The following is a 24,291-nucleotide window of genomic DNA, read 5'->3' on the forward strand; positions in this document are numbered from 1 at the left end:
TTACCGTTGCGCCCGGCGATGGGCGCAACGGTACCATGCGGCCGATCAGTAGTGCCAGCGTTGGCGCACCATCACGAGGGCCCGGCTGGCGGCGCTGATGTGGTGGATCGCCCGATTGCGCATGTCGCGCGCTGCGGGGTTGGATTCGGGCGTGCTGATTTCGTGCAACGCGTTGCGCAGAAGATCTTCCGTTTGCGCCACACGGCCGCGATGATCACCAAAGGAAAAGCCCGGTGGTGTGTCATAAAGGCTGTGCCCATCGCTGATGTTGGCACTGGCAAGTTCCTGATATGCGGCTTGAATTTCGTTCATTGCGCGCGTTTCCTCGTTCGCCTGAACCGGATCGTTGGGTTCGCGGTGCTGGATCAGTTGAAACCCGGTGCGCAAATCCGACAACGCCTGCACGTATTCGGGATGGCTGTTCCAAGGGTGTTCCATCCGACGATCACGATCATCGCGATGATCCCACTGTTGCGCCTGCGCCGCGATCGGCAGAACAAGCGCCCCCATCATGCCAATCAGCGCAATTCCGGTTTTGAAAGTCATGGCTTTGTTTCCTTCTGTCCCAAACATTCGGCTGCAATCGCCCGGCAGATCGCGCGATTGCCTTCGATCCCCTACGTATAGGTACCGATGGCAATGTGACGGCGCAATTAACGGTTTTTAAGATTTGTGTTCAGCCGGCCGATCGTGACGCCGGACTGATGCTGCGCACCAGGCCTTGCATGGCACCGGTTGCGATTGCTGCGATCGGGCGCGCAAAAGGGCGCTAGCCGCCAGGGGCCGCGCGGCAGCCCGCCCAGCTTATGTTGCGTTGTATTGCGTGACTTGCGATGGCCGACGCTTAACGCGCCGGCCATGCGGGTGTCAGGGCTTTGGCGCCATCAGGTTTTCGGGCGCGTCGGCCAGGATCGCCAGCGCCGTGGTCCAGGCGGCCACGTTCTGGCGCAGCTGTTCGGGATCGATCCGGTCAAGCGTGTCTTCCGGCGTATGGTGCCAGTCGAAATAGCGCAGCGCCGACTGGTTGAGGTCGATACCTGAAACCCCCAGCGCCAGCATCGGTTCGACATCGGTGCCGCCGTCGACCAGCTTGCTGCCATGTACCACGCCCAGCGGCCCGAGCGCCGCGGTCAGCCGCGTCACCACAGCACCTGCGCCTTGCGGCAGAGCGGTGCCAAAGCGCCAGACGCGGTCTGCGCCCAGATCGCTTTCGGCGGCCAGTGCATGGGGTTCCTGGGCGTGGGCCCTGGCATAGGCCTGACCGCCAAAGCCGCCGGTTTCCTCGTCACCAAACCACACCACGCGGATCGTGCGGCGGTGCGCACCGCTTGACTGCAGCAGATGCGCGGCCGCAGCGGTGATCGCAACGCCCGCGCCATCGTCGATCGCACCGGTGCCAAGATCCCAGCTGTCGAGGTGCCCGCCGATCAGGATCACGCCCGCGGCCGGATCGGTGCCCGGCACTTCGGCCACGACATTGCCTGACGGGCGCATGCCGATCTGGTGGTCGTCGAGTTCCAGGTGCAGCATGACCCTACCGCCCAGCCTGACCATGCGTTCCAGATTTTCGGCATCCGACACCGACAGTGCGGCGGCTGGGATAGGGCTGACCCCCTGGGCAAAATCGGTAACGCCGGTGTGTGGCGCGCGGGTGTGATCGGTGCCGATCGAACGAATCACGATCGCTGCGGCGCCGCGCCGTGCCGCCTCGCTTGGCCCCAGAAAGCGCGCGCGGCCTTCGCTGCCATAGCTCGATCCGTCCTGCGTCGGCTGCATCGCGTTCGACACAAACGCGATCTTGCCGGTCAGGCTGCCCGGCGGTGCCAGCAGCAGATCGTTGAAGCTGGCGAAATAGGCCACCGGCAACGTCAGGCCGCCTGTGGGCGTGGGGGCCGAATTGCCAAGGCCGGCTGCGTGCAGCGGCTGCATGAACGGCGCGACAATGGCCGCGCTTTCGTGGCCGCGCTGCCAGGTCGGCACGTCATAGGGTTCGATATGGACATTGGCAAAGCCCAGCGCCTTGAGTTTGGCAATGGCCCACTGGCGCGCGCGGCCTTCGGCTTCGCTGCCATCGGGGCGCGGACCGACTTCGGTGGTCAGGCTGGTGACGATGGCCAACGCCGTGTCATCGCGCAGCGCCTTGTCGCGCAGGGCGGCGATTGCAGGATCAACCGCGGCGGGTGTTTCGGCACTGCGGCGGGGCATCGGCAAGGGGGCGGTTTGGGCCAGCGCGGTCCCGCCAAGCAGACAGGCGACAAGCGCCAAACCAATGCATTTCATGCGAAAAATCCCTGTTGCAACGATGCTTTGCCTGCTTCTAGGCGTCTCGATACGCAGATCGCAAACGGTTTTGCGGCAATGGCGCGGTTTGCCCGATCGAATCGTTTCCTGTCGGTGCCGTCACACAAGAGTCACACACACAGGGCAATCCCTTATGCACACACTTGTGCTGGGAACCTGCCGCCATGAACGCCACGCTTGTTGCAACGGACAGACCGCGCCCCAATCTTGACGCAGGGCTTGGTGATATCGGTCTATACGGCTTTCTGGCCGTGATGGTCGCAGCACTCGGCTTTGTCGGCTACAGCGTCTATTCCGACGCGGTCGCCTCGGGCGCGCAGGCGATCACGTTCCTGCCGTTCCTGTTGCTGTTCGTTGCGCTGCTGATCGCGCTGGGCTTTGAATTCGTGAACGGGTTCCATGACACTGCCAACGCAGTGGCGACAGTGATCTACACCCATTCGCTGCCCGCGCATGTGGCGGTGGTATGGTCCGGGTTCTTCAATTTCCTGGGCGTGATGGTCTCCAGCGGTGCGGTGGCGTTCACGATCGTTTCGCTGTTGCCGGTGGAACTGATCCTGCAGGTTGGCAGCCAGGCCGGGTTTGCCATGGTGTTCGCGCTGTTGATCGCGGCGATCATCTGGAACCTGGGCACCTGGTATCTGGGCCTGCCGTCCTCGTCATCGCATACTCTGATCGGTTCGATCATCGGGGTGGGTGTGGCCAATGCGCTGATGCATGGGCGTGCCGGCACCGCCGGGGTCGATTGGGAACAGGCGACGAAGATCGGCTATTCGCTGTTGCTTTCGCCGCTGATCGGGTTTGGCGCGGCGTTGCTGCTGATCATTGCGGTCAAGGCGCTGGTCCGGGTGGACTCGTTGTACAAGGAACCGGTGGGCGATACCCCGCCGCCGATCTGGATCCGTGGCCTGCTGGTGCTGACCTGCACCGGGGTGTCGTTTGCGCACGGGTCGAACGACGGGCAAAAGGGCATGGGCCTGATCATGCTGATCCTGATCGGGATCGTGCCCACCGCCTATGCGTTGAACCGCGCGGTGCCCGCATCCTACGAAGCGCAATTTCATGCGGCATCGGTGTCTGCAGAGGCGGTGTTCGTCGCCCACGCCGCACCCAATGGCGGCACGCCGGCCTCGCCCATGACGGTCGACGCGGCCCGCGCCGAAATCACCCACTATATCGCCGAGCACAAGTTCAGCCCGGCAACACTGGGCGCGCTCGGCGTGCTGTCGAACGACATCGACCAGCAGGTGGCAAGCTATGGCTCGCTCAGCAAAGTGCCTGCGGCGATCACCCGCAACATCCGCAATGACATGTATCTGTCGTCATCGGCGATGAAGCGTCTGGCCAAGGACAAGGCGGTCACGCTGTCAGCCACCGAGGGCAAGGCGCTCGACACATACAAGAAAAGCCTCGACCAGGCGACGCAGTTCATCCCGACCTGGGTCAAAGTGGCGGTGGCGATCGCGCTGGGCCTGGGCACGATGATCGGTTGGAAACGCATCGTTGTCACCGTTGGAGAAAAGATCGGCAAAAGCCATCTGACATATGCGCAAGGCGCGGTTGCCGAACTGGTGACGATGGTCACGATCAGCGCGGCCGACAATTTCGGCCTGCCGGTTTCGACAACGCATGTGCTGTCATCGGGCGTGGCGGGCGCGATGGCGGGCAACGGGTCGGGGCTGCAATGGGGCACGTTGCGCAATCTGGCGATTGCCTGGGTGCTGACCCTGCCGGTGTCGATCCTGCTGTCGGGCGTGCTCTACGTGGTGCTTAGCAAGGTGATCTGATCACACCTGCGCCCACATCCGCAGCAGGTTGTGATAGCATCCGACCAGCGCCGTGCGCGCCGCGTCATCGCCACCGGTTTCGTTCAGGCGCTGGATCGCGCTGTCGAGATCGAACGCCAGTTCGCGCTGCGCATCGTCGCGGATCATCGATTGCACCCAGAAAAACGCGGCCAGCCTTGTGCCGCGGGTAACCGGGGTGACCTGATGCAGGCTGGTTGCGGGGTACAGCACCATGTCGCCCGCGGCCAGCTTGACCCCGTGCGTGGCAAAGCTGTCGATCACCTGCAATTCGCCACCGTCATAATCGGAAGGGTCGGACAGGAACAGCGTGGCCGACAGGTCGGTGCGCAGCTGCGCACCCGTCTGCGGGTTCAAACGGACCGCACCATCGACATGCGCGCCAAAGGTTTCACCCACGCCATACCGGTTGAACATCGGCGGATAGACCGCGCGGGGCAATGCTGCACTGATAAAGGTCGGGTGGGTTTCGAGTGCGGCGAGCACGACCCGCTGTGCCGCGCGCGCTGCGGGGGCCTGTTCATCCAGCTGATGGTTGCGTTTCACCGGCGCACCCTGCCAGCCGGCGGTCGCCAATCCGTCGACCCAGCCGGTTTCGGGTTCGATCAGGCCGCGCACTTGCGCCAGTTTTTCCCCAGTCAGCAAGGCGGGTATCCTGAGCATCATCGCGCGCGTCCTTTCACATATGCCAGGCAAAGGTGAACAACGCCGTGCGGCCGGTGCCCGGCACCGCGCGTCCACCGTCCGATGCGATCAGCGCGTCGGAATAGTGCACATTCGCCAGATTGAACACGTTGACCCGCAGATCATAACGCGGCTGGCGCCAGGCGATCGTGGCATCGGTGCGCAGATAGCTGCCCACGGCCACCGTGTCGGTGTTGTTGGCATAGCGTTTGCCCATGGTGGTCGCGCCGCCGCCGATCTGCCAGTGCCGATCAAGATCGAGCGTGGACCACACCATCGCGGCGTCGCGCGGCGTGTTGATCGGCACCTTGCCCTGGGTGCCCACCGCGATGGCCTGCACGATCCGTGCGTCAAGGTGGCTGTATCCGGCAAACACCTTCCAGCCGTGCACGATTTCGCCATCGGCACCCAGCCGCACCCCGCGCACGCGCACGGTGCCGTTGGCGGTGTAAGTGTTGTCAGAGTTTTGCGATCGCGAATTGAACTGGGTGATCTGGAATGCCGCGGCATTGAGATGCAACCGGTCGTGCGCCAGATCCCATTTTCCGCCCAGCTCGTAGGCGTGGTTGGTTTCGGGCGGCAGCGGTGCGGAAATCCCGGTGGTCGAAGTCAACTGTTCCAGCGCGGGATCGAACGACGTGCTGAAACTGGCATACGTCGACAGCGCCCTGGTCGGTTGCCAGATCGCGCCCGCGCGCACGCTGGTGTAATGCACGGTCTGCCGGGCGTAGGGCAGCGTGGTGTTGCCCGGGGTATTGGCCAGATTGATCGAGTTGGTGATCGTGGCGGCATAGCTGTCCCAGCGCAGGCCGCCAACCAGCTTGAGCCTTTCGCCAAGCGCCAGCGTGTCATTGGCGTAAACCCCCAATGTATCCGCGCGACCGGTGGCATAATTGCCCGGCGCTTCGGCCACCGCGGCGGGGCTGTCGCCATAGCCGGGATCGAGCAGTGCGACACAGCCGACATAGCCGGTGATCGCCCCGGGCGCGTTGAGCGCCACGCCGTTGCAGGTGCCATTGCGGTAATACAGCTGGTTGCGATACGTGTCGCGCCCCAGCTCGCTGCCGACCAGCAGCGTGTGGCGCAGCGGCCCGGTGCCGAATTCGGCCTTCAGCTCGGCCTGGTCGAACAGCGATGTGTCGTGGATCACCCGGTCGTGGCTTTGCAGGCGCACGCCCAGCATCGCCAGCGGCAGGCTGCTGGTGGCCGCAGGCGTCAGCACGGCAAAGCCATTGCTGCCGATCGTGCCGATGGTGTTGGCAGCGGTTTCAACCGCATCGGTGGTCACGGCGTTGTATTGCACCTGGTTGCGCAACGACACCTGCGGCGAAAAATGGTGCGTGATGGCGGCGCTGCCGGCGGTGACATCCTGGATCGTGCGATCGGTATCATAGCCATAGACCGTGTTGCGCGGCACCGAAACGGGCGCGCCGTTCAGCGGCGAAACGCCGTAATCGGGCCGATCGCGGTTGTGCTGCACCAGCCCTGACACCGTCACTTCGGTCGGCGTGCCGATGCCCATCCGCAGCGTGGGGGCAAAGCCGTAATCGCGGTTGGTCATCGCGGTGCGCGTGGTCGGCGCGCCGTCCTGCCACATGCCATCGACGCGCAGCGCTGCGGTTGACGACAGCGGCTGGTCGATCCCGGCAGTGCCGCGCACCATGCCATTGGTGTTGACCGATGTGGCAATCTGCGCGCCCGGTTTCAGCGTGGCCTGATGCGGCACCTGGTTGATCGCGCCGCCGGTCGATCCGCGGCCGAACAGCATCGAGGATGGCCCCATCAGCACTTCGACACTGTCGAGCGCGAACGTGTCGCGATAATATTGCCCGCGATCGCGAAACCCGTCGAGAAAGATGTCGGTGCGCGCGGTAAACCCGTTGAGATTGATATTGTTGCCGATCTGGCCACCTTCGGCCCCACCCAGCGTGATTCCCGGCACATTGCGCAGTGCATCGGCCAGCGATGTGGCGCCTTGTGCGCCCAGCAGCTCCTTGTCGAGAACGGTGACCGACTGGGCAATATCGTGCTGATCCCCTGCAATGCGCGGGGTGGCAACCTTTGTGCCGATGGCCGGCGCAGGTGTGCCGGTGACCACGATGTCGGCGCCGGTGTCTTCGGGCGCATCGGTGCCGGCATGGGCCGGGGTGGCACCCAGCGCCATCGCGGCAAGGCTGGCAACGAATGCGATCTTGCGGTTGGGTGAAGCGGGCAGGGGGGTGGCAGACGCCATCGAACGAACACCTTGTTGCAATTGATTATCAACAACGCGCTAGATGTCTTGCGAACGGTTCGCAAGATCTAAAATGCAAATCGTTCGCAATAGCCGTGCCCCTGCCTTTGTGGGCAGACGTCCACGACACCAAATGCCGACAGTTTCGGGGTTATCGCAGCGCCAGAAGGTGCGTGGCCCGCGCCAGATCGGCGGCACGATCGATGTCCAGCGCTTCGTCGGATGTCAGCGGCACGGTGGGCGCATCGTGCAACAGCGCGCCGGCCCCCCGATCGCCGTGCAGCGCGATCAGCGCGTCAAAATGCTGCGCGCCGAACAGCACCGGGGGCATGGTCGTTTCGGGGCCGCGACTGGCCAGCCGATCGCCATCGAACCGCGCGATCATCGCGCCGATATGGCGGGCTGGTACCAGTGGCATATCGGCCAGCGCGATCATCACCGCGGCCGCACCGCGCGCGCGCGCTGCGGCAATGCCCAGCGCCAGCGAACGTGATTGCGGTGCGCCCGGGGGATCGAGCCGCACGGTGACATAACCTGGCAACGCGGGTGTGTCCGGGCCGACCACGGCCAGATGTGCGCGGAATCCGAACCTGGCCAACATGTCGGCGGCATGGCGTGCCACCGGCTTGTCCAACAGCGGCGCGGCCAGCTTGGCGGCGCCAAAGCGGGTGCCCCGACCTGCCGCAAGCAGGATCAGCGCGATCGCGTCGGCGTTCACGCGATTTGCGTGGAACCGGCCTGCCACACCGCCCGGCCGGCGCACGCTTCGTAATCCTGCACCAGTTCGGCCAGTATCGACAGGGCCAGCGTGGCCGGATTGCGCGTGCCGGGGATCAGCCCGATCGACCCGCGCAAGGCATCGATCCGGTGCAACGGCACGCCTGTGGCCCGCAGCCGCCCAATCCGCGCCTGGTGCGTGCGGCGGCTGCCCACCGCGCCGTGATAGAACGCCGGCAGCGCCAGCGCCTGGGGCAGCAGAAACTCCTCCCAATCGTGATCGTGGAATACAAACACAATCGCCGTCCATGCGTCGGTGGCGATCGACGGCAGCTGCGTGCGGGTGACCAGCGGCGCAATCCCGTCGTCGCGCATGCCATCGTGCATCGGGGCATAGGCACCCACATCCACGCCATAGGCGCGCGCCAGTCGCACCAGCGCAGTCAGATCCTCGCCATGGCCCAGCGCGATCAGCCGCAGCGGGGGTGCATAGTGCTGGGTATGGTGGCCCAGTTGCAATTGAGCGGGTTCGCGCTGCGCCAGCCGGGCCAGCGCGGCTGCCACCAGCCCCGCATCGGGTTGTGGCGTGAACAGCAGGTCGATGCCCCCGCCGCAGGGCAGGCGCACATCGATATAGGGCGATCCGATCCCGTAGCGCACGGTGCGGGGTTGCCCCTGGCGCAGCACGTCCATCGCTTCGGTCACGATCGCGCGTTCGACACAACCGCCCGAAAACGATCCCACCTGGCGCCCGTCGTCCAGCACCGCCATCTGCGTACCGATCGCGCGCGACGATGTGCCTTCGATTGCGACCAGCGTGATCAGAACCCCGGGCACGCCTTCGCGAATGCCGCGATCGATCAGGCCCAGTGCGTCGACCGGGCGCGCGGCGATCACCGCTTTTCGCCGATATACAACGCGCGGATCGATGCGGGCGCGTGGCATTGCCGAACCAACTGGTTGGCCAGACGCAAGCGTTCGGCAGTCAGGTTCATGTTGGTCAGCGCATGGACACGTTCGCGCGCCACTTCCTCGCCGGTGAACGGCCGGGTGCCGACGGGTGCGGTGCCTTCGCCCAGCACGAACACGACATAGTTCATCATGTCGGCCAGTTCGGCATTGTCCGAGATCCGGCTGTGCGCGACATTGGGCAGGCGCAGCAGATAGGCGCGCGCTTCGGGCGTGCACATGAACCAGCCGACCCGGCCTTGCAGTTCGGGCAGATGCGCGGGCACGGTATCGCCATGCTGCCCATGGCAACCGCTGCAATGTTCAACGTAATCGGCGCGCGCCTGCTCGGGATCGGACATCACGCTGTGCGGATCGATCAGGGCAGGCGCTGCATGCACGCCGCCCTTTGGCCCTGCAATCCCGAGTGTCAGGACCGCGGCTGCGGTCATAACCGCGGCAACGCGCATGGCACTGCGCCAGGATCCGGGACACCGATCACGGAACCTGGTCATGGCGGATCAGGCCGCGCCTACCAGCACGGCGGTCGAGCAATGGTATTCCATGTTCTTCACGCCAAAGCACCAGATGATGTCGTTGTTGAGCTGCTGGGTATAGATCTGCGTTTCGCGATCGGCGCCGTCGCAATTGCACTTGTTGGCAAACGATTTGCCGCAGCAATCGCGATAGGCAATCAGATACGCCTTGCCGTCGTCGGGGTTGATGCAGGTGCCAACCCACGAGACCGGCGAAGGTTCCGCACCCGGTGGGCAGGAATGGATGCCACCGCCCGAACATGTGCACAACGCGCCGTCGATCGCGCAATAGCGCCAATAGGTGCACTTGGTGTCGTCGGTGGTCTGCGCCGTGCGGGCAAACACCGTCTTGGCTTCGGGCGAACGGTCGGGTTTGGCGGCAGAAGCGCGGCTGACCGGCAGGACCGGGAACACCGGTGCCGCGACCAGCGCGACGCCGATGCGCGCAAGCATGCCGCGCCGCGATGTACCACCGGCAAAACGGCGCAGAACCTTTTCGCCAAAGCTGTCAGCATTGAAAATCGTCATACTTTCCCCCGTATTCCGGTCGGCGGGCAGTGGCAAGTTGCGCTGGTTTCAGATGGGTTCGCGCAAATTGCCGTTGCCGGGCATAGTGGTTCAAAACGCGTGTCGTGCAAAGCTGCCTGTCAGGCCAGTTCGGGTTTCAGGCCATCGATATAGTCCTGGACCGAATGGACCCCCATTTCATGGGCGATGACCAGACTTTCCAGATGTTCGCGGCTGTTGACCAGCCCCTTTGACAAAATCACCCCGTCGGCATCGAGCAGCACCGCAAACGGCAATTTGCCCACTTCGTAGGCCTGTCCGACGTCGGGACCATTGATGAACTGGTACCCGTCAAGCCCGTGGCGCGCGATCATGTCGCGCTGGATCTCGACCGTGTCGTCGCCCACAAAGATCAGTTGCACGCGCTCGTCGCGGGCAAAGCTTTTGGCCATCGGGATCAGGTTCTTGCACAGCGGGCAGGTGGCCGAAACAAACATCAGCAGACGCAGCGCCGACCCGGGCGCCGCGCCGCCCACGGTGATTGCCGCGCCATCAAGCGTCCTGGCCGGCAAGACGGGCGATTTCGCCCCGACCGAAGGCCCGCCGGCCGTGGTCAGTGCGCCCGCCGGGGCGACCCGCATGTGCAGGACGCCCACCTGCCGCGCCAGTGCCAGCACGGCAATGACCAGCGTCAGGCTGACGATCCAGCCAAAGATTGCGGAAATGACAAGTGCCGTCAGCATCATTAACTCCGTCCGCTGGCGAGCGGCGAAGCCGCAAGCGCCGCCAGGGCATTGAACACCAGAAACATCAGGAACACCGCAGCGCCTGCTGCCATGGCCAGTGCAATGTCGATCGCGCCGACCGCATCACCGCGCGCCGGGGGCAGGGCGTGCACCGCCACCAGTGCGGCCAGCACCAGATTGCGCAGCACCAGCCCCCAGCGCAGCGGCTGACGCAATTGCGAACGGCCACAACCGCAATCGATCGCGCTGCGGCCGCGGCCGATGTTGATCGCCATGGCAGCGGCAAACACCACGAACAGCGCCGCCGCCGGAATGCCGAGCAGGCGCAGTGCACCGCCGGTAAACACACTGCCAATCAGCCCGAGGCCCAGCACCATTTCCACCACCGGCAGCGCAAAGGCCACCGGGGCAACCATGGCTTGGGGCAGCAGACGATAGTTGGCGACCACGCCCGGCACCAGATCGCGATGGCGCAGCTTGGCCAGGCCCGCTTCGACAAACACGATCCCGGTGCCAATGGCACCTGTCAGACCGGTTTCGACGAGGAACGTGCTCATGGTGGGGCTGCGCCTTGTGGATCAGGGCAGGGTCTGGATCAGGCCGGACCCAGCATCGCTGACGGTATGCTTGATCTCGCCGGTGGCGGCATCGATCACGGTAAACGTGCCGGCCAGCCCTGCGCCTTCGCCATCACCATCGCCTTCGGCAACAAGCGTCAGCTTGGGCGCGCTTTCCTGCGTCACGTTGATCACCGAGGGATGGCCCTTGATCACCATCCGCTTGACCACTTTGTGCGCGGCCAGATCAACATCCCAGATTTCCTCGCCGCCGTTTTTCTGCGACCAGAATTCGCCCTTGTGCATCAGCACATACAGGTGTCCCGAAGCCCGGTGCAGCGCGATCGGCTGGTCACGACCGCCGGGGTACCAGTTCAGATCCAGCGGCTTGGTCTCGCCCTTGCGCAGGCCGGCAGCCTCCTGGATCGAAAACGGCGTGCTGGCGGTGGGCTTGGCACCCAGCTTGGCGGTGTAGATCAGGCCGGTATAGGTGATCATCACCACTTCGTTCTTCGCCTTGTCGTACTGGACATTGTCGAAGATCGGGTCGGCAGTGGCGCTGAAGAACGGCTCGGACCGGGTGATATCGACTTTGCCGCCCGTCAGGTTGATCGCGGCAATCGATCCATCCGAACACAACGCGGCCAGGCCCACAGCGGTGTTGGGGATAAGGTCGGCGCAGCCCGGCAGTTCAAAGCTCTTGACGAACTTGCGCTTGGCCAGATCCAGGATGTTGACCGACGATACTGGGCTGAAATTGTAGACATAGCCGGTCTTGCCGTCGGCGCTCAGCACGAAATTGTGTTCGCGCCCGCCCACCAGCATGCGCCCGGGCATGTCGATGTCGCCCTCCAGCTTCAGCGTGGCGGCGTCATAGACCGAGACATAATCCTGCCGCGTGCCGTGCAGGCGGCGGGTCCAGGCGGTTTCGGCCACATAGTAATGCTTGCCCTCGGGATCGATCGCCAGATCGCCCAAAATCGGCACTTCGATTTGCGCCAGATACTTGCCGGTGCTGGTGTCATAGATCGCGGTGCCGGGCAGCACAAAGCCGCGCGACAGATAGGCCCAGCTGGGTTTTGGTGCGGCAAGCGTGGTGGTGCCCGATTCTTCGGGTTCGACCGACGCCGGTCCCGCCAGCGCGGGCGTTGCCGTCAGTGCCAGCGCACCCAGGGCAGTGGCGCAAGCAAGGCGAACAGCGGCGGAAAGCCCTGACCCGGGGAACTGGAATTGCGCGGCGGACTTCATCGTGGCTTGCCCCCTTTGGACGCGTTGTTTCGGGCGCTGGTACAGGCGCGGCGGCACCGTCCGATGCCTGTCACGCGCCGCGTCCATCACCCGGACATCTGTGATCCAAGATTTGACGCCCGTCCTATTTTAGTCAAGCGCCATTCGCGTGCCACGCGCAACTTTGTTGCACATGTCGCGCAAAAAAAGTGCGTAAGTTCAATCCTGGGCTCCGCCGGCCAGCCTGGCCTGAATATCGTGCGAGGTAATCGTGCGGGCCAGCGTAATCAGATGGCCGGCAGCGATTCGCGTGATGGCAGGCATGCGGTCGGCCCAGGGCTTTTCAAAGCCGCAAAACGGGGTCGTGCCCTCCATCGTCGCGCTGATGTACAAGGCCACGATCTGCACCTCGTCCTCTGACAGCGCGGGGTTGAGCACCGCGACATATTCGCCGATGAAATCGTGCACGCGCCGGTAAAACGCGCGCACCCGGTCGGCGATGAACGGGTTGTGGTTGGCCAGCGCCCACAGTTCGGTAAACAGCCGCGTGGTGCGGATACGGGCAATATCGTCGAGACACATCACGATCAGCACGCGCAGCCGTTCTTCGGTGCTGAGGTCGGGCTGGCGCACGCGATTTTCGAGCAGCTTGTCATAACTGTCGAGCAGATCGTCGAGCAGAACCTGGATCAGCAGCTCCTTGCGCGGAAAGTGATAGCTGACATTGCCGACTTTCATCCCGCATTCCGACGCGATGCGGCGAATGGTAAAGGCCCCGGCACCTTCGTTGATCAGCACGCGCAGCGCCGCCTTCAGAATGGCGTCGACCGTTTCGGTGCCGCGCAGATAGGTCCCCGGCCGTCCGGCCTGGGGCGGAACGGCTTCGTCCGCGGTGCGCGCAGCGGTGCCCGCAGGGAGCGGGGATTTGTCTATTGTCTGCGTTTCCAAACCCAAGCCCAAACCTTGAAAAATCTGACCGGCACGGGCGATCGTGCCCTGGCGCAGGTCGATAGCTAGCGCCGTTTGCCGGAACGCAAAATCTTTTTAGGCAAAGCGCATCGTACGGCCAACAAAGTGTTTGACCAACTCTGGACAGGTGTTCAGTTTTTTGACGACGACGCAGCGCGAATCAAGCCTGCGTGGTGAATGCCGGCGGCCGGTGTGTCGCCCGGATGCCTTTTTCAGCAAGGGGACAATCGACGCATGGCGTGCCCTGATCCCGAACCCGAAATCCGCGTGGCTCCGCGCGGCCCCGCCTGGCGCGGTGCCCACCTGATGCTGGCCTGTGCCACGCTGCTTACTGCCAGCGCGGTGGCGGGCCAGGGCATGTCGGGTGCCGCCACCGGCGCACAAGCCGCAAGCGAAAGCGAAGAGGGCATCCCGGTCACCGATGCGCTGACCCGCGAAAAATGCGGCACCTGTCACACACCCGACGCCAAGGGCAACATGTCGCGCATTTCCTGGCTGCGCACCACGCCCGAAGGCTGGGACCAGGCGATAAAGCGCATGGTCCGCCTGAACGGCGCGGCCGTCACGCCCGACGACGCACGTCATATCGTGCACTACCTGGCCGACAGCCATGGCCTTGCCCCCGACGAGGCGCGGCCGGTGTCGTATTATGTCGAACACCGCGCGGTCGATGAAACCAATATTCCCAGCGAATCGGTGCGCACCGCCTGCGCCGCCTGCCATGCCTTTGCCCAGCCCCTGTCGTGGCGGCGATCGGCGAGCGAATGGAAGCTGCTGCAGGATTTCCACGTCGCGCTCTATTCGCAGGCGGATTCGCAGTATCGCCGTCCGGCAGTCGACGAACCCGGTGATGTGTTTGGCAAGACAACGCCGGTGGTGAACAAGCCCGGCACGATCCCCCTGACATCGGGCACAGTGGCGCTGGCATATCTGCGCAAGACCGCGCCGCTGCACACACCCGAATGGTCGGCGTGGAGTGCGCGCGCGCAAAGCCCGCATGTTGCCGGCAAATGGCTGGTCAATGCCAACCTGACTGGCAAGGGCACTTTCTTTGGCACGATGGAGGTTTTGCCGGGCAAGACCGCAGACAGCTTTGTCACCCGCACCACGTTGCAATCGCTAAGCGGGGGGCCATCGATCACCACCACCGGCTCGGGCGTGGTCTATGCCGGCTATTCGTGGCGCGGTCGGGCACAGACCGGGGCCAGCGGCGCAATCGCACCCGATTCGCTCGACCAGCCGGTGCGCCAAGTGCTGCAATTTGCCTCTGACCGCAAAAGCGCGGCCGGCCGCTGGTTCTGGGGCGAATATCAGGAATTCGGCTATGGCGTCACGCTGACGCGGGCCGATGGCGCGCCGGTGATCGGCGCAATTTCGCCCGGCGGCATTCCCGCCGGCGCCCGGGGGCAGACGTTGCGCATCCTGGGCGATGCTTTTCCGGCCGGACTGACCACGCATGACATCGATCTGGGCCATGGCCTGTCGGTGACCAGGATCGTCAGCGCCAGCCCCGGCGAACTGGTGGTGTCGGTCGATGCCGAGGGCGATGTGCCGGCAGGCCTGCACGATGTCACGGTGGGGTCGGCGGTGCTGACTGCCGCACTTCCGGTGTGGCACAAGGTTGCGTATATCGCGGTTGAACCCGACAGCGCGCTGGCGCGGCTGGGCGGCGCGGCGCATCCCGCCGGGTACAGCCAGTACGAAGCCATCGGCTATGACGCCGGGCTCGATGGCAAGCCGCACACTGCAGACGATGTCAAAGTCGGAGTGGTCGAAGCCGACTTCAGCCTCGAAGAATTCCGCGACACCTGGTACGATGATGACATCAAATATGTCGGCAAGATCACCCCGGCGGGCTTTTTTCAGCCCAATCTGGATGGCCCCAATCCCCAGCGGCCAGGCAACCGCGACAACTATGGCAATGTCTGGGTCGTGGCCAAGGCCAGGGGCCTGAAGGATGCCAATGGCGATCCGCTGACGGCCAAATCCTATCTGGTGGTCTCGATCCCGTCGTTCAAACGCTGGGATCAGCCGGAGGTGGCACAGTGACAACATTGCTCGAACATCGCTATCGCGCGGGCGAAATGCACCGGTTTTCGGCCGCCGGGGAACAGTTCGTCTATCTGCCGCAGGCCGGCGCGATCTTTGCTCTCGATGAAGCAACCGATGGGGTGCTGGGCCTGCTGGGCGACGGCGTTGCCGCGCACGATGACCTTGTTGCCGCGCTGACCGGGCAGGGCATGACCATGGCCGATGCCGAGGGGCTGCTGCGCGAATTGCGCATGGTCCGGCTGGTCGAGGCGGAAAACGTGGTGGCGCGTGCGCCGGTGGTCGACACACCGCCCGATGATTTTCCGCTGCAGGCGCTGGTGCTCAATGTGACCAACCAGTGCAATCTGGCGTGCACCTATTGCTATGAGTTCGGGGCGGACAAGATTTCGACCCAGACCGGCAAGACCAAGTACATGACACCCGAAACCGCGCGCGCGGCGGTCGATTTCCTGCTGGAATCGGCCAAGGGGCGCGACGCGGTGCACATCACCTTTTTCGGCGGCGAAACGCTGATGAATTTCCGCCTGTTGAAAGAGGCGGTGGCCTATGCCGATGCCCGCGCCGCCGAAACCGGGCGGCGCGTGACATACAGCCTGACCACAAACGCCACGTTGCTGACCGATCCGATCATCGATTTCCTGGCCGAACATGCGGTGGGCGTCACGGTGTCGATCGACGGGCCCGAGAAAATGCAGGACGCACGTCGCGTCTACAAAAGCGGCAAGGGCAGCTATGCGGTGATCGCGCCGCGGCTCAAGGCCCTGATCGCGCGGCACACGACGCGTGCGATTGCCGCGCGCGTCACGCTCAGCGCCGGGGTGACCGATGTCGTGGGCATCTATCACCACCTCAAGCACGAGATCGGGTTTCACGAGATCGGCTTTGCGCCGGTGACCACCACCGACGACGGGCATGATTTCGGGCTGAACGGCGATGGCATGAGCGCGGTTCTGGCCGGGTTCAACGCGCTGGCCGATGAATGGCTGGCATATGCGCTGCGTGGCGAAATGCACGGTTTTTCCAACGTATCGGAAACCTTGAGCGAACTGGTCGTCGGCACCAACAAGTCGCATCCATGCGGCGCGGGGCTGGGCCTGCTTGGGGTAAGCCCTTCGGGCGATCTGTCGCCGTGCCATCGTTTTACCGATGCCGACGACCATGTGCTGGGCCATATCGACAGCGGGGTCGACCAGGCCAAGCGCAGCGATTTCCTGACGCGCGGCCATGTCGGGGCCAAGTATGAATGCACGTCGTGCTGGGCGCGCCCGCTGTGCGCCGGCGGATGCCATCACGAGGCTTTTGTGCGCTATGGCGATACCGGTCATGCCAATCTGCATTACTGCGACTGGATCCGCGGCTGGACCGACCGCGTGCTCGACATTTATGGTACGCTGGCGGTGAAGAACCCCGAATTCCTGGACCGATTTGCCGATCGAAAGGGCTTGTCATGAAGCACCTGAAACCCCTGAATGCCAAGGCGCGCCGGATCGAGGCAGATATCGGCGCCGCGATCGAAGAGGATGTGGTCGCGCTGCAACAGGCTCCCCGGCCGCATGTGCCGCTGGGCTGTTCGCTGTCGTTTTCGCCGGGCTGGGAAGTCGACGCCAGCGGCGGCACTGCCGGTCTGTGCCAGCCGGCGGAACGCGACATCTACGACTGCTATGTCACGTGCTTCTGGCCGGTGCAGATGGCTGACCATGTCAACTATTCCGCGGACTGGGCCAGCAATTGCGCAGCGGCCACCAAGGACTGGCGCAATCTGGACGTCGTGTTTCCCTGATGCATCCGTTCCAATCCGTCTGTCGGGGGGACTTGTCATGACTTTGCGTAAATCGATCCGGATGCTGTCGCTGCTGGCGCTGGCCGCCGGCATTCCGGCCCACGCCGGGCAACTGATGCTGGGCACGTATCCGGACAAGCTGTTCACGATTGACGATCAGACCGGCGCGGTAAAGGACAGGATCCGGCTGGAAACCGGATTGCCGGTGTCCTTGCGGCTGAGCGATGATCACAAGAAGATCTATGCCACCACGATTACCACCAGCGGGGTGATCGTGCTCGATGCCGCCACGCACAGGATACTGACGCAGTTCGCGCTCAACACGCCCACCGAAAAATATCGTTTCAACGGCGGGGTACCCGATCCCACCGGGCGCTATTTCTACACCACGCTGATCCGTATCGACAAAATGATCGATCATTATGAAGTGTCGAAACAGGCGTTTGCAGTGATCGACCTGGTGCAGAAAAAGGTCGTACGCACGGCCGATCTGGAACCCCAGGACGATGCGCTGGCGGGGGGCTATCGCGCGCCGATGATGATCTCGCCCGATGGCCGGACGTTGTACCTGTTCAAGGACAAAGTGCTGATGGTCGATACCGCCAGCCTGAAAGTGGTCAATCGCATCGATGTGCAAAAAGCCGATGCAACAGGCTATGAAAACGTCGCATTCGGCGGCGGAGTCGAAGGGCTGCAATTGACCAGCCCGAATGAACTGGTGTCGCTGTTCACCGCGTCCGATCCGTTTGTGCACAACAAGATTTTCGGGCTGGGCCGGTTCGACCTGACCGCGCGCAAGTTCAGCTTTACCCCGATCGGGCCGATCACCAACCAGATCTCCGGGCTGGAGGTCACCCCCGACGGCAAGAGCGCCTATACCGTGGCGACCACGGGCACGACCGGCAACAAGCGCTGCGAATTCTGGAAATTCGATCTGGGCACGCTCAATCTGGTCGACAAGCAGGAGTTTCATTGCCGATCGCGCTTTACGCTGGGCATGTCGCAGGACGGGGCGAAACTGTACATCTATGGCGCCAGCTACGACATCGAAGTCTATGACGCGGCCAGCCTGAAATACGAAAAGACCTGGGATCTGGGCGCCGATGCGACGATGGCCGGGATGGTTGCGCTGCACTGATCATGGCGGTGCGCATCTCGGGCCGGGGCATTGCCGCTGCCAGCGCTGCGCGGTGCCTGACTGCACGCGGAATATCCGTATCGGTCGATGGCGCCGGCAGACGCCGGTCGCCGGTGGTCATGCTGGGCGAACAGGTGCAGGGTTTGCTGACCGATGTGTTTGCCGGGCACGATGTGCTGGCCCAAGGCCACCGGGTTGCGCGCCGTGTGGTGCTGTGGGGGGCTGACGCGCCGCAGGCGTTTGATCATGCCGCGCTGGTGATCACAGGCGACGCGCTGGCCGCGGCCTTGCCCTGGCCCGCGGCACCGGTTGCCGCCGACGACCCTTTCCTGCTTTCTACCAACGCACCCCCGGCTGCGCGCATGCTGCATTTCGGCGCGCGCGAGGCCAGCGCGGTGCCGGTTGATCTGGCGCCGGGTGCCGATCGCGCCGCCGCGTTGGTCGAGGCGCTGGGCGAAGGCTGGCTGTTCCTGATCCCGACCGGCGGCGATACCGGGTGGTTGCTGTCGGTCGGCACCCCGCCCGACCAGGGCTTGCGCGAAAGCCGGCTGGTGGCACCGGCAGTCGGCGCCATCGGTCAGGTCGCCGCGCGGTTTGAAACTTCGCCGCGTATCCTCGAACACCCTGCCGCGTCCGATCGCCTGACGTTGGGCAGTGCGGCGCTGGCGCTCGATCCGATCTGCGGTGATGGCACGGCAACGGCGGTGCGCGGCGGCATTCTGGCGGCAGCAGTGGCGGCGGGCATCACCGGGCACGATGGGCCGGGGGCCGATGCCCAGGCGCTGTCGGCGCATTATCGCGCGATGCTGATCGCTGCGATGCGCCGGCACCTTGCCGTGTCGTGGCCATTCTATGCGCGCGGCGGGCACAGCGCGTGGTGGCAGGAAGAGGCCGCGGCCTTGGCCGATGGTCATGCCTGGTGCACGCGCCAGCTTGCCGAAGCGGGCGAAGCGCGCTTTATCCTGGCGGGTGATCGCCTCGTGCCCCGGGATATTGCCGCCTGAAACCGCCTGACCACACCCCGATGTCCGCGCCGGTGGCCAGTTGGGGCACCTATCGCCGCCTGTTGCCGTGGATCATGCCCTATCGCGCGCGATTGCTCGGCGTGCTGGGGATCAGCCTGCTGGCGACGGGCGTCGGGCTGGTTCAGCCGTATTTGTCCAAATTGATGATCGATGGCGCGCTGCTGCATCGTGATTTTGCGCTGCTGGTGCGGATTGCGCTGCTGACCGTGCTGGTCACCGTGGTGGGATCGGTGCTGAACATCGCCTCGTCCTATCGCTATGTCGCGCTGTCGGCGGCGATGCTGTACGACATTCGCGTCGCGCTGCTGGCGCATCTGCAGATGCTGAGCCCCCGGTTCTATGCGCGGTTCCGGCTGGGCGATCTGATGAGCCGCATCAACAGCGATGTCAGCGATGTGCAGCGCGCGGCGGGCGATACGCTTTTGGCGGTGCTGGGCAATGTGCTGTTCCTGATCGGATCGCTGGCGATGATGGCCTGGCTCGATTGGCGGCTGTTTGTGGTTGGCACCGTGCTGGTGCCGGTGGCGACCGGGCTGTTTGTCTGGCTGCAGCGCCGGCTGGTTGCGATGACCCGCACGATGCGCGAACGCGGTGCTGATCTGGGCAGTTTTCTGGTTGATACGGTGATGGGCATGCGCGTGGTGACGGCGCTGGGCGGCGAAGCGCACGAAGCGGAGCGCTTTGCCGTGCGCAACCGCGCGTTTGTGTCGGCGATGCTGCAGATGCAGATGACCTCGTTCATGGCCGGCGCCTTGCCCGGCGCGGTGCTTGCCGCATCGAGCGCGGCGGTCACATTGTATGGCGGGTGGCGCATCCTGACCGGTGCAACCACGATCGGCACGCTGGTGGCGTTCATGGCCTATCAGTCGCGGCTGTTCGGCCCGGTGCAGTCGCTGCTGGGGCTGTCGTCGGGGCTGGCCAGCACACGGGTGGCGCTGGGGCGGATTTTCGAACTGTTCGATACGCCTGCCGACGTGGCCGATCCGCCGCAGCCGCGTGCGCTGCCCACAGGGCCGCTGGATGTGGGTTTTGCCGGGGTGCATTTCCGGCACGATCGCGATGCGGTGCTGGCGGGGGTGGATTTCACCATTCCGGCGGGTGCGATGGTGGCCATCCTGGGGGCGAGCGGCGCGGGCAAATCGACTCTCGCCGATCTGATCGTGCGGTTTCGCGATCCCGATGCGGGCCAGGTGCGCATCGGCGGGATCGATGCGCGCGAACTGTCGCTGGCCGAGTTGCGCCGCGCGGTCGTGCTGATCGATCAGACGCCGTTTCTGTTCAACGCGACGATGGCCGAAAATATCGCCTTTGCCGTGGCGGACGCCGATCGCCTGGCGATCCAGGCGGCGGCGCTGGCGGCGGGATTGGGCGACCTGATCGCGCGTCTGCCCCACGGGCTGGACACGCCGGTGGGCGAACGCGGTCTGGCGCTGTCCACTGGTGAACGGCAGCGCGTGGCGCTGGCGCGCGCGTTGCTGCGCCGCCCGGCGGTGCTGGTGCTGGACGAACCGAGTGCCGCGCTCGACGCCGAAACCGAAGCGCGCGTCGCCGCTGGTCTGCGCACCATGCTGCCCCGGGCGACAATCGTGATCATCACGCACAAGCCCGCGCTGGCCGATCTGGCGCAGATGGTCATCACGCTCGACCACGGCCGCGCGACGGTGTCCACGCGTGGCTGACCGCGTGTGCATCGCCGTGATCGACAGCGGCGTGTTCCCCGCGCACCCGCATATCGACGCCGCGCGCCTGTTGCCCGGCATCATGATCATGCCCGACGGGACGATCGAGGCGGGGCCCGGCGCCACGCTCGACCGCCTGGGCCACGGCACCGCCGTCACCGCCGCCATCCAGGAACTGGCACCGCATGCCGACATCCTGCCTGTCCGTGTCTTCCGCGAGGCCTTGCGTGCCAGCGCGCTTGCGCTGACCACCGCGATCACCTGGGCGGCAGGCCATGGCGCCGCGGTGATCAATTGCAGCCTGGGCACCACCAATCCGGCCCACGCCGCCCTGTTCGATGCCGCCGTCGCGCATGCCAAAGCCCACATCGTTGCCCCCATGTCAGGCCCCGACGGCGCGCCATGCTGGCCGGGGCAATGCGCAGGCGTGATCCGCGTCGGCCTGGACCGGGATCTGCCACGCGGCACCGTGCGCGTCATCGATGGCGTCCACCACGCCTGCGGCTATCCCCGCCCGATCCCCGGCGTTGATCCGCGCCGCAATCTGCACGGCATCAGTTTCGCCACTGCGCAGGTCAGCGGATGGGTTGCGGGCGGTTTGGTCAACGCGTCCGGAACACCTTTTCCAGCAGTTTGAACGGCTGGTTTTGGGACCAGGCGGCAACGTCATTTCGGCAGCACTGCCCTTGTGCGCAAAGATTTAACTGCGCGGTTGACATTGCCGCGGCACGACGCGACTAGCGGCGGCAGTTCGTCGGCCATAAGGCCCACAAAAATCGGTATTTTTTGGGAGGTTTGTGTTTGTATGCGTGATATTCGCACGTCTGTGTCCGCTCTTGCCGTTGTTCTGTCGCTGGTGGCGACCGCTGCCGTGGCCCAGACCGTGGCCCCCAATCCGGCGGCGCCCGCTGCGACCCCCACACCCGAACACCATGTCGACGAAATCATCGTAACCGCGCAAAAGCGCAGCAACAGCCTGCAGAACGTGCCGATCGTGGTGACCGCGGTGGGCCGCCAACTGCTGCAGGACACCGGGATCAAGGACATCAAGGACCTGGCGGTGCTGACGCCTGGCCTGCTGGTCACGTCGACCACCAATGAAGGATCGACCACGGCACGCATTCGCGGTGTGGGCACGGTTGGCGACAATGCCGGTCTGGAATCATCGGTGGGTGTGGTGATCGACGGCGTCTATCGCCCGCGCAACGGCGTCGGTTTCGGCGATCTTGGCGATGTCGAACGCATCGAAGTTCTCAAAGGTCCGCAGGGCACGCTGTTCGGCAAATCGGCCACCGCCGGCGTCATCAACATCCTGACCGCGGCGCCTTCGTTCAAACTGGGCGTCAATGCCGATCTGACCGTGGGCAATTATGATGCCATCGGCGGCGCGGTTCAGGTCACCGGGCCGATCGTCGGCGATACCGTGGCGGCCAGCCTGTATTTTGCCGATCGTCATCGCGACGGCTATTTCAGCGTGAGCGACGGCCCCGGGCCGAACACCGCGACGCAGGATACCAATCGCAATTTCTACACCGTGCGCGGTCAATTGCTGATCCTGCCGACCAGCGATCTGAAAATCCGCCTTATTGCCGATCATTCGCACCGCAATGAAGCCTGCTGCATCGCGGTGATCACGCGCGCCAGCGAAGGCAATTTTGCCAACAGCCTGGTTGGCGCACTGGGTGGCAATGACGGCAATGCCGCCAACCCGTATGCCCGCACGGCCTATGCCAATCGTCCCGACGGGCAGCTGGTGGACGACAGCGGCGTTTCGATGCAGATCGACTGGAAAGTCGGGCCCGGGGCATTGACCTCGATCACTGCCTATCGCGACTGGAAGAACACCGCCGGTTTCGACGCCGATTTTTCGACCGCCGATATCGATTATCTGCCGTTCAACAACAGCAACTCGACGCAGTTCCGCACCTTCAGCCAGGAACTGCGCTATGCCGGCACCGCGGGCCAGCTCGATTACCTGATCGGCGGTTTCCTGTCGAAAGAGACGCTGCAACAGAACACCAGCATCCTGGTCGGCAGCCAGTTCACGCCTTATCTGGGCCTGCTGTTCTCGTCGCTTGTGACGGGCACGCCCAATCCCAATTTCCTGCAGACGGGTCTGACCTTCCCGTATGTGGGCGGGGTCAGTTATGCAGCGGGTTCGGGTTCGGTCGATCAATACCACCAGCGCGATGCGACATATGCGCTGTTCACCGACAACACCTTCCACTTTACCGACAAGCTGAGCTTCAACGGCGGTCTGCGTTATACCTTTGACGACAAGACCCTGCTGCAGAACAGCAACAACATCGGCGGCGGAGCAGGATGCGGCGCGGCCAACGCGGCGTTCGGCATTCTGAGCCACGTGAACCCCGCGGCTGCAGCCCAGCTGGCCGCGGTCAACGGCACGATGTGCCTGCCGTTCCTCAGCCCCGGCTACAACGATTACGTCAACACCCAGTCCGAATCCGAAAACGTTTTGTCGGGCACGGCCAAACTGGTCTACCGCGCCAACCGCGAACTGCTGCTCTATGCCTCGTATGCGCGCGGCTACAAGGCAGGCGGGTTCAACCTCGATCGCGTGGAATGCACCGTGGGCACCACCGGCTGCGCACCGGGCAGCGCGGCGGTCAACACCCCGATCAACAACACCGCGTTTGGCGATGAAATCAACAATTCGTTCGAGCTGGGTGAAAAGGCCACGCTGTTCAACCGCAAGCTGCTGCTGAACGCATCGCTGTTCTATCAGAAGTACACGGGTTTCCAGCTGAACACCTTCAACGGTCTGGTGTTCGTCGTCACCTCGGTGCCGTCGGTCATCAGCAAGGGCGTCGATGCCGATTTCGTCTGGATTGCCACCAACGATCTCAGCATCCAGGGCGGGGTGACGTATGCCGACACGCGGTACAATCTGAACGCGGCGCAGCTGGCCACTTTGCAGGCGCAGACCGGTTTCCTGGGCACGGCCAATTCGCGGCTGTCGCTGGCGCCGTTGTGGTCGGCGTCGTTGTCGACGACGTTTACCCAGCCGATTGGCGATACCTACAAGATGCGCTTCAACATCGGCGCGAAGTATTCGTCGGGATACAACACCGGATCCGATCTTGATCCCGGCAAGTACCAGGACGGCTATGTTCTGGCCAATGCACGCATCGCATTTGGCCCGCGGGACGACCATTGGGCGCTTGAACTGTGGTCGGAAAACCTGACCAACACCAACTACAAGCAGGTGGCGTTCAACTCCGGGTTCCAGAACGTGCCGACCAACGCCACCGGCGTGCTCGATGCGTTCCTGGGCGCGCCCCGCACCTTTGGCGCAACGTTCCGCGTAAAGCTCTGATCCCGGACTTTTGACGTTTGACGGGCATGATGGCGGCGATCGCCATCATG

General features: G+C 64.2%; 21 protein-coding genes. 9 read left to right on the plus strand and 12 right to left on the minus strand.

What is annotated here, in order from left to right; translation table 11 throughout:
- Nucleotides 1–45: 45 nt before the first annotated feature.
- Both G404_RS0106815 and G404_RS0106820 read right to left on the minus strand, forming a co-directional pair.
- Nucleotides 46–546, minus strand: a complete 501-nt coding sequence (locus tag G404_RS0106815; protein WP_028640414.1) for a hypothetical protein — start codon at nucleotides 544–546, stop codon at nucleotides 46–48.
- Nucleotides 547–867: 321 nt separating this feature from the next.
- Nucleotides 868–2,280, minus strand: a complete 1,413-nt coding sequence (locus tag G404_RS0106820; protein ID WP_028640415.1) for a M20/M25/M40 family metallo-hydrolase — start codon at nucleotides 2,278–2,280, stop codon at nucleotides 868–870.
- A 185-nt stretch (nucleotides 2,281–2,465) separates the two neighbouring features.
- On the opposite strand from G404_RS0106820, the gene G404_RS0106825 reads away from it, so the two are divergent.
- Nucleotides 2,466–4,088, plus strand: coding sequence for an inorganic phosphate transporter (locus tag G404_RS0106825; RefSeq protein ID WP_028640416.1), 1,623 nt, complete (start codon nucleotides 2,466–2,468; stop codon nucleotides 4,086–4,088).
- Here the strand turns inward: G404_RS0106825 and G404_RS0106830 are convergent, their stop codons facing one another.
- The 10 genes from G404_RS0106830 to G404_RS0106875 form a co-directional block, all read right to left on the minus strand.
- Complete coding sequence (locus tag G404_RS0106830; RefSeq protein ID WP_028640417.1) at nucleotides 4,089–4,772, minus strand: Fe2+-dependent dioxygenase; 684 nt, start codon at nucleotides 4,770–4,772, stop codon at nucleotides 4,089–4,091. It abuts the gene before it with no gap.
- 13 nt (nucleotides 4,773–4,785) lie between these two features.
- On the minus strand, nucleotides 4,786–7,023 hold the full coding sequence (locus G404_RS0106835) for a TonB-dependent receptor (protein WP_028640418.1): 2,238 nt from the start codon (nucleotides 7,021–7,023) through the stop codon (nucleotides 4,786–4,788).
- 151 nt (nucleotides 7,024–7,174) lie between these two features.
- Entirely contained in the window at nucleotides 7,175–7,741 is a 567-nt protein-coding gene (locus tag G404_RS0106840) for a nucleotidyltransferase family protein (RefSeq protein ID WP_028640419.1), read from the minus strand.
- A complete protein-coding gene (locus G404_RS0106845) occupies nucleotides 7,738–8,637 on the minus strand; it encodes an XdhC family protein (protein WP_028640420.1) in 900 nt (299 codons plus the stop codon). Before G404_RS0106845 ends, G404_RS0106840 begins: the two co-directional genes overlap by 4 nt.
- Nucleotides 8,634–9,140, minus strand: coding sequence for a cytochrome C (locus G404_RS0106850; protein WP_245584429.1), 507 nt, complete (start codon nucleotides 9,138–9,140; stop codon nucleotides 8,634–8,636). Before G404_RS0106850 ends, G404_RS0106845 begins: the two co-directional genes overlap by 4 nt.
- A gap of 69 nt (nucleotides 9,141–9,209) precedes the next feature.
- Nucleotides 9,210–9,752: a methylamine dehydrogenase light chain gene (locus tag G404_RS0106855; RefSeq protein ID WP_028640422.1), complete on the minus strand. Its 543-nt coding sequence runs from the start codon at nucleotides 9,750–9,752 to the stop codon at nucleotides 9,210–9,212.
- 119 nt (nucleotides 9,753–9,871) lie between these two features.
- Complete coding sequence (locus G404_RS0106860; RefSeq protein ID WP_028640423.1) at nucleotides 9,872–10,474, minus strand: thioredoxin domain-containing protein; 603 nt, start codon at nucleotides 10,472–10,474, stop codon at nucleotides 9,872–9,874.
- 2 nt (nucleotides 10,475–10,476) lie between these two features.
- Nucleotides 10,477–11,034, minus strand: coding sequence for a MauE/DoxX family redox-associated membrane protein (locus tag G404_RS0106865; RefSeq protein WP_028640424.1), 558 nt, complete (start codon nucleotides 11,032–11,034; stop codon nucleotides 10,477–10,479).
- Nucleotides 11,035–11,055: 21 nt separating this feature from the next.
- Nucleotides 11,056–12,282 carry an amine dehydrogenase large subunit gene (locus G404_RS0106870; RefSeq protein WP_028640425.1) on the minus strand — a complete coding sequence of 409 codons (1,227 nt, stop codon included), beginning with the start codon at nucleotides 12,280–12,282 and terminating at the stop codon, nucleotides 11,056–11,058.
- Between the two features lie 198 nt (nucleotides 12,283–12,480).
- Nucleotides 12,481–13,215 carry a TetR/AcrR family transcriptional regulator gene (locus G404_RS0106875; RefSeq protein ID WP_245584430.1) on the minus strand — a complete coding sequence of 245 codons (735 nt, stop codon included), beginning with the start codon at nucleotides 13,213–13,215 and terminating at the stop codon, nucleotides 12,481–12,483.
- Between the two features lie 249 nt (nucleotides 13,216–13,464).
- Between G404_RS0106875 and peaA the strand changes: the two genes are divergently transcribed.
- The 8 genes from peaA (at nucleotide 13,465) to G404_RS0106915 (ending at nucleotide 24,241) form a co-directional block, all read left to right on the plus strand.
- Complete coding sequence (peaA, locus tag G404_RS0106880; protein ID WP_051280333.1) at nucleotides 13,465–15,279, plus strand: quinohemoprotein amine dehydrogenase subunit alpha; 1,815 nt, start codon at nucleotides 13,465–13,467, stop codon at nucleotides 15,277–15,279.
- On the plus strand, nucleotides 15,276–16,733 hold the full coding sequence (gene peaB / locus G404_RS0106885) for a quinohemoprotein amine dehydrogenase maturation protein (protein ID WP_028640428.1): 1,458 nt from the start codon (nucleotides 15,276–15,278) through the stop codon (nucleotides 16,731–16,733). Before peaA ends, peaB begins: the two co-directional genes overlap by 4 nt.
- Nucleotides 16,730–17,062, plus strand: coding sequence for a quinohemoprotein amine dehydrogenase subunit gamma (gene qhpC / locus G404_RS0106890; RefSeq protein ID WP_028640429.1), 333 nt, complete (start codon nucleotides 16,730–16,732; stop codon nucleotides 17,060–17,062). Before peaB ends, qhpC begins: the two co-directional genes overlap by 4 nt.
- Before the next feature lie 37 nt (nucleotides 17,063–17,099).
- Entirely contained in the window at nucleotides 17,100–18,200 is a 1,101-nt protein-coding gene (locus tag G404_RS0106895; RefSeq protein WP_036520692.1) for a YncE family protein, read from the plus strand.
- Between the two features lie 2 nt (nucleotides 18,201–18,202).
- Nucleotides 18,203–19,204 (plus strand): hypothetical protein, encoded by a 1,002-nt coding sequence (locus tag G404_RS0106900; protein ID WP_036520695.1) that lies wholly within the window; start codon nucleotides 18,203–18,205, stop codon nucleotides 19,202–19,204.
- Between the two features lie 20 nt (nucleotides 19,205–19,224).
- Nucleotides 19,225–20,904 carry an ABC transporter ATP-binding protein gene (locus G404_RS0106905; protein ID WP_028640432.1) on the plus strand — a complete coding sequence of 560 codons (1,680 nt, stop codon included), beginning with the start codon at nucleotides 19,225–19,227 and terminating at the stop codon, nucleotides 20,902–20,904.
- Nucleotides 20,897–21,541, plus strand: a complete 645-nt coding sequence (locus tag G404_RS0106910) for a S8 family serine peptidase (RefSeq protein ID WP_028640433.1) — start codon at nucleotides 20,897–20,899, stop codon at nucleotides 21,539–21,541. Before G404_RS0106905 ends, G404_RS0106910 begins: the two co-directional genes overlap by 8 nt.
- A gap of 219 nt (nucleotides 21,542–21,760) precedes the next feature.
- Entirely contained in the window at nucleotides 21,761–24,241 is a 2,481-nt protein-coding gene (locus G404_RS0106915; RefSeq protein WP_211230742.1) for a TonB-dependent receptor, read from the plus strand.
- Nucleotides 24,242–24,291: the final 50 nt, after the last annotated feature.

It is taken from the genome of Novosphingobium acidiphilum DSM 19966 (genome assembly GCF_000429005.1).
Taxonomy (GTDB): Bacteria; Pseudomonadota; Alphaproteobacteria; order Sphingomonadales; family Sphingomonadaceae; genus Novosphingobium; species Novosphingobium acidiphilum.

Bases quoted from the DNA above. Each gene is read 5' to 3' on its own strand.
- G404_RS0106900 (WP_036520695.1), top strand. From the start codon at position 18,203: ATGGCGGTGCGCATCTCGGGCCGGGGCATTGCCGCTGCCAGCGCTGCG.
- qhpC (WP_028640429.1), top strand. From the start codon at position 16,730: ATGAAGCACCTGAAACCCCTGAATGCCAAGGCGCGCCGGATCGAGGCA.
- G404_RS0106815 (WP_028640414.1), bottom strand. From the start codon at position 546: ATGACTTTCAAAACCGGAATTGCGCTGATTGGCATGATGGGGGCGCTT.
- peaA (WP_051280333.1), top strand. From the start codon at position 13,465: ATGGCGTGCCCTGATCCCGAACCCGAAATCCGCGTGGCTCCGCGCGGC.
- G404_RS0106865 (WP_028640424.1), bottom strand. From the start codon at position 11,034: ATGAGCACGTTCCTCGTCGAAACCGGTCTGACAGGTGCCATTGGCACC.
- G404_RS0106895 (WP_036520692.1), top strand. From the start codon at position 17,100: ATGACTTTGCGTAAATCGATCCGGATGCTGTCGCTGCTGGCGCTGGCC.
- G404_RS0106820 (WP_028640415.1), bottom strand. From the start codon at position 2,280: ATGAAATGCATTGGTTTGGCGCTTGTCGCCTGTCTGCTTGGCGGGACC.
- G404_RS0106870 (WP_028640425.1), bottom strand. From the start codon at position 12,282: ATGAAGTCCGCCGCGCAATTCCAGTTCCCCGGGTCAGGGCTTTCCGCC.
- G404_RS0106850 (WP_245584429.1), bottom strand. From the start codon at position 9,140: ATGACCGCAGCCGCGGTCCTGACACTCGGGATTGCAGGGCCAAAGGGC.
- G404_RS0106825 (WP_028640416.1), top strand. From the start codon at position 2,466: ATGAACGCCACGCTTGTTGCAACGGACAGACCGCGCCCCAATCTTGAC.
- G404_RS0106855 (WP_028640422.1), bottom strand. From the start codon at position 9,752: ATGACGATTTTCAATGCTGACAGCTTTGGCGAAAAGGTTCTGCGCCGT.
- G404_RS0106905 (WP_028640432.1), top strand. From the start codon at position 19,225: ATGTCCGCGCCGGTGGCCAGTTGGGGCACCTATCGCCGCCTGTTGCCG.
- G404_RS0106860 (WP_028640423.1), bottom strand. From the start codon at position 10,474: ATGCTGACGGCACTTGTCATTTCCGCAATCTTTGGCTGGATCGTCAGC.
- G404_RS0106830 (WP_028640417.1), bottom strand. From the start codon at position 4,772: ATGATGCTCAGGATACCCGCCTTGCTGACTGGGGAAAAACTGGCGCAA.
- G404_RS0106835 (WP_028640418.1), bottom strand. From the start codon at position 7,023: ATGGCGTCTGCCACCCCCCTGCCCGCTTCACCCAACCGCAAGATCGCA.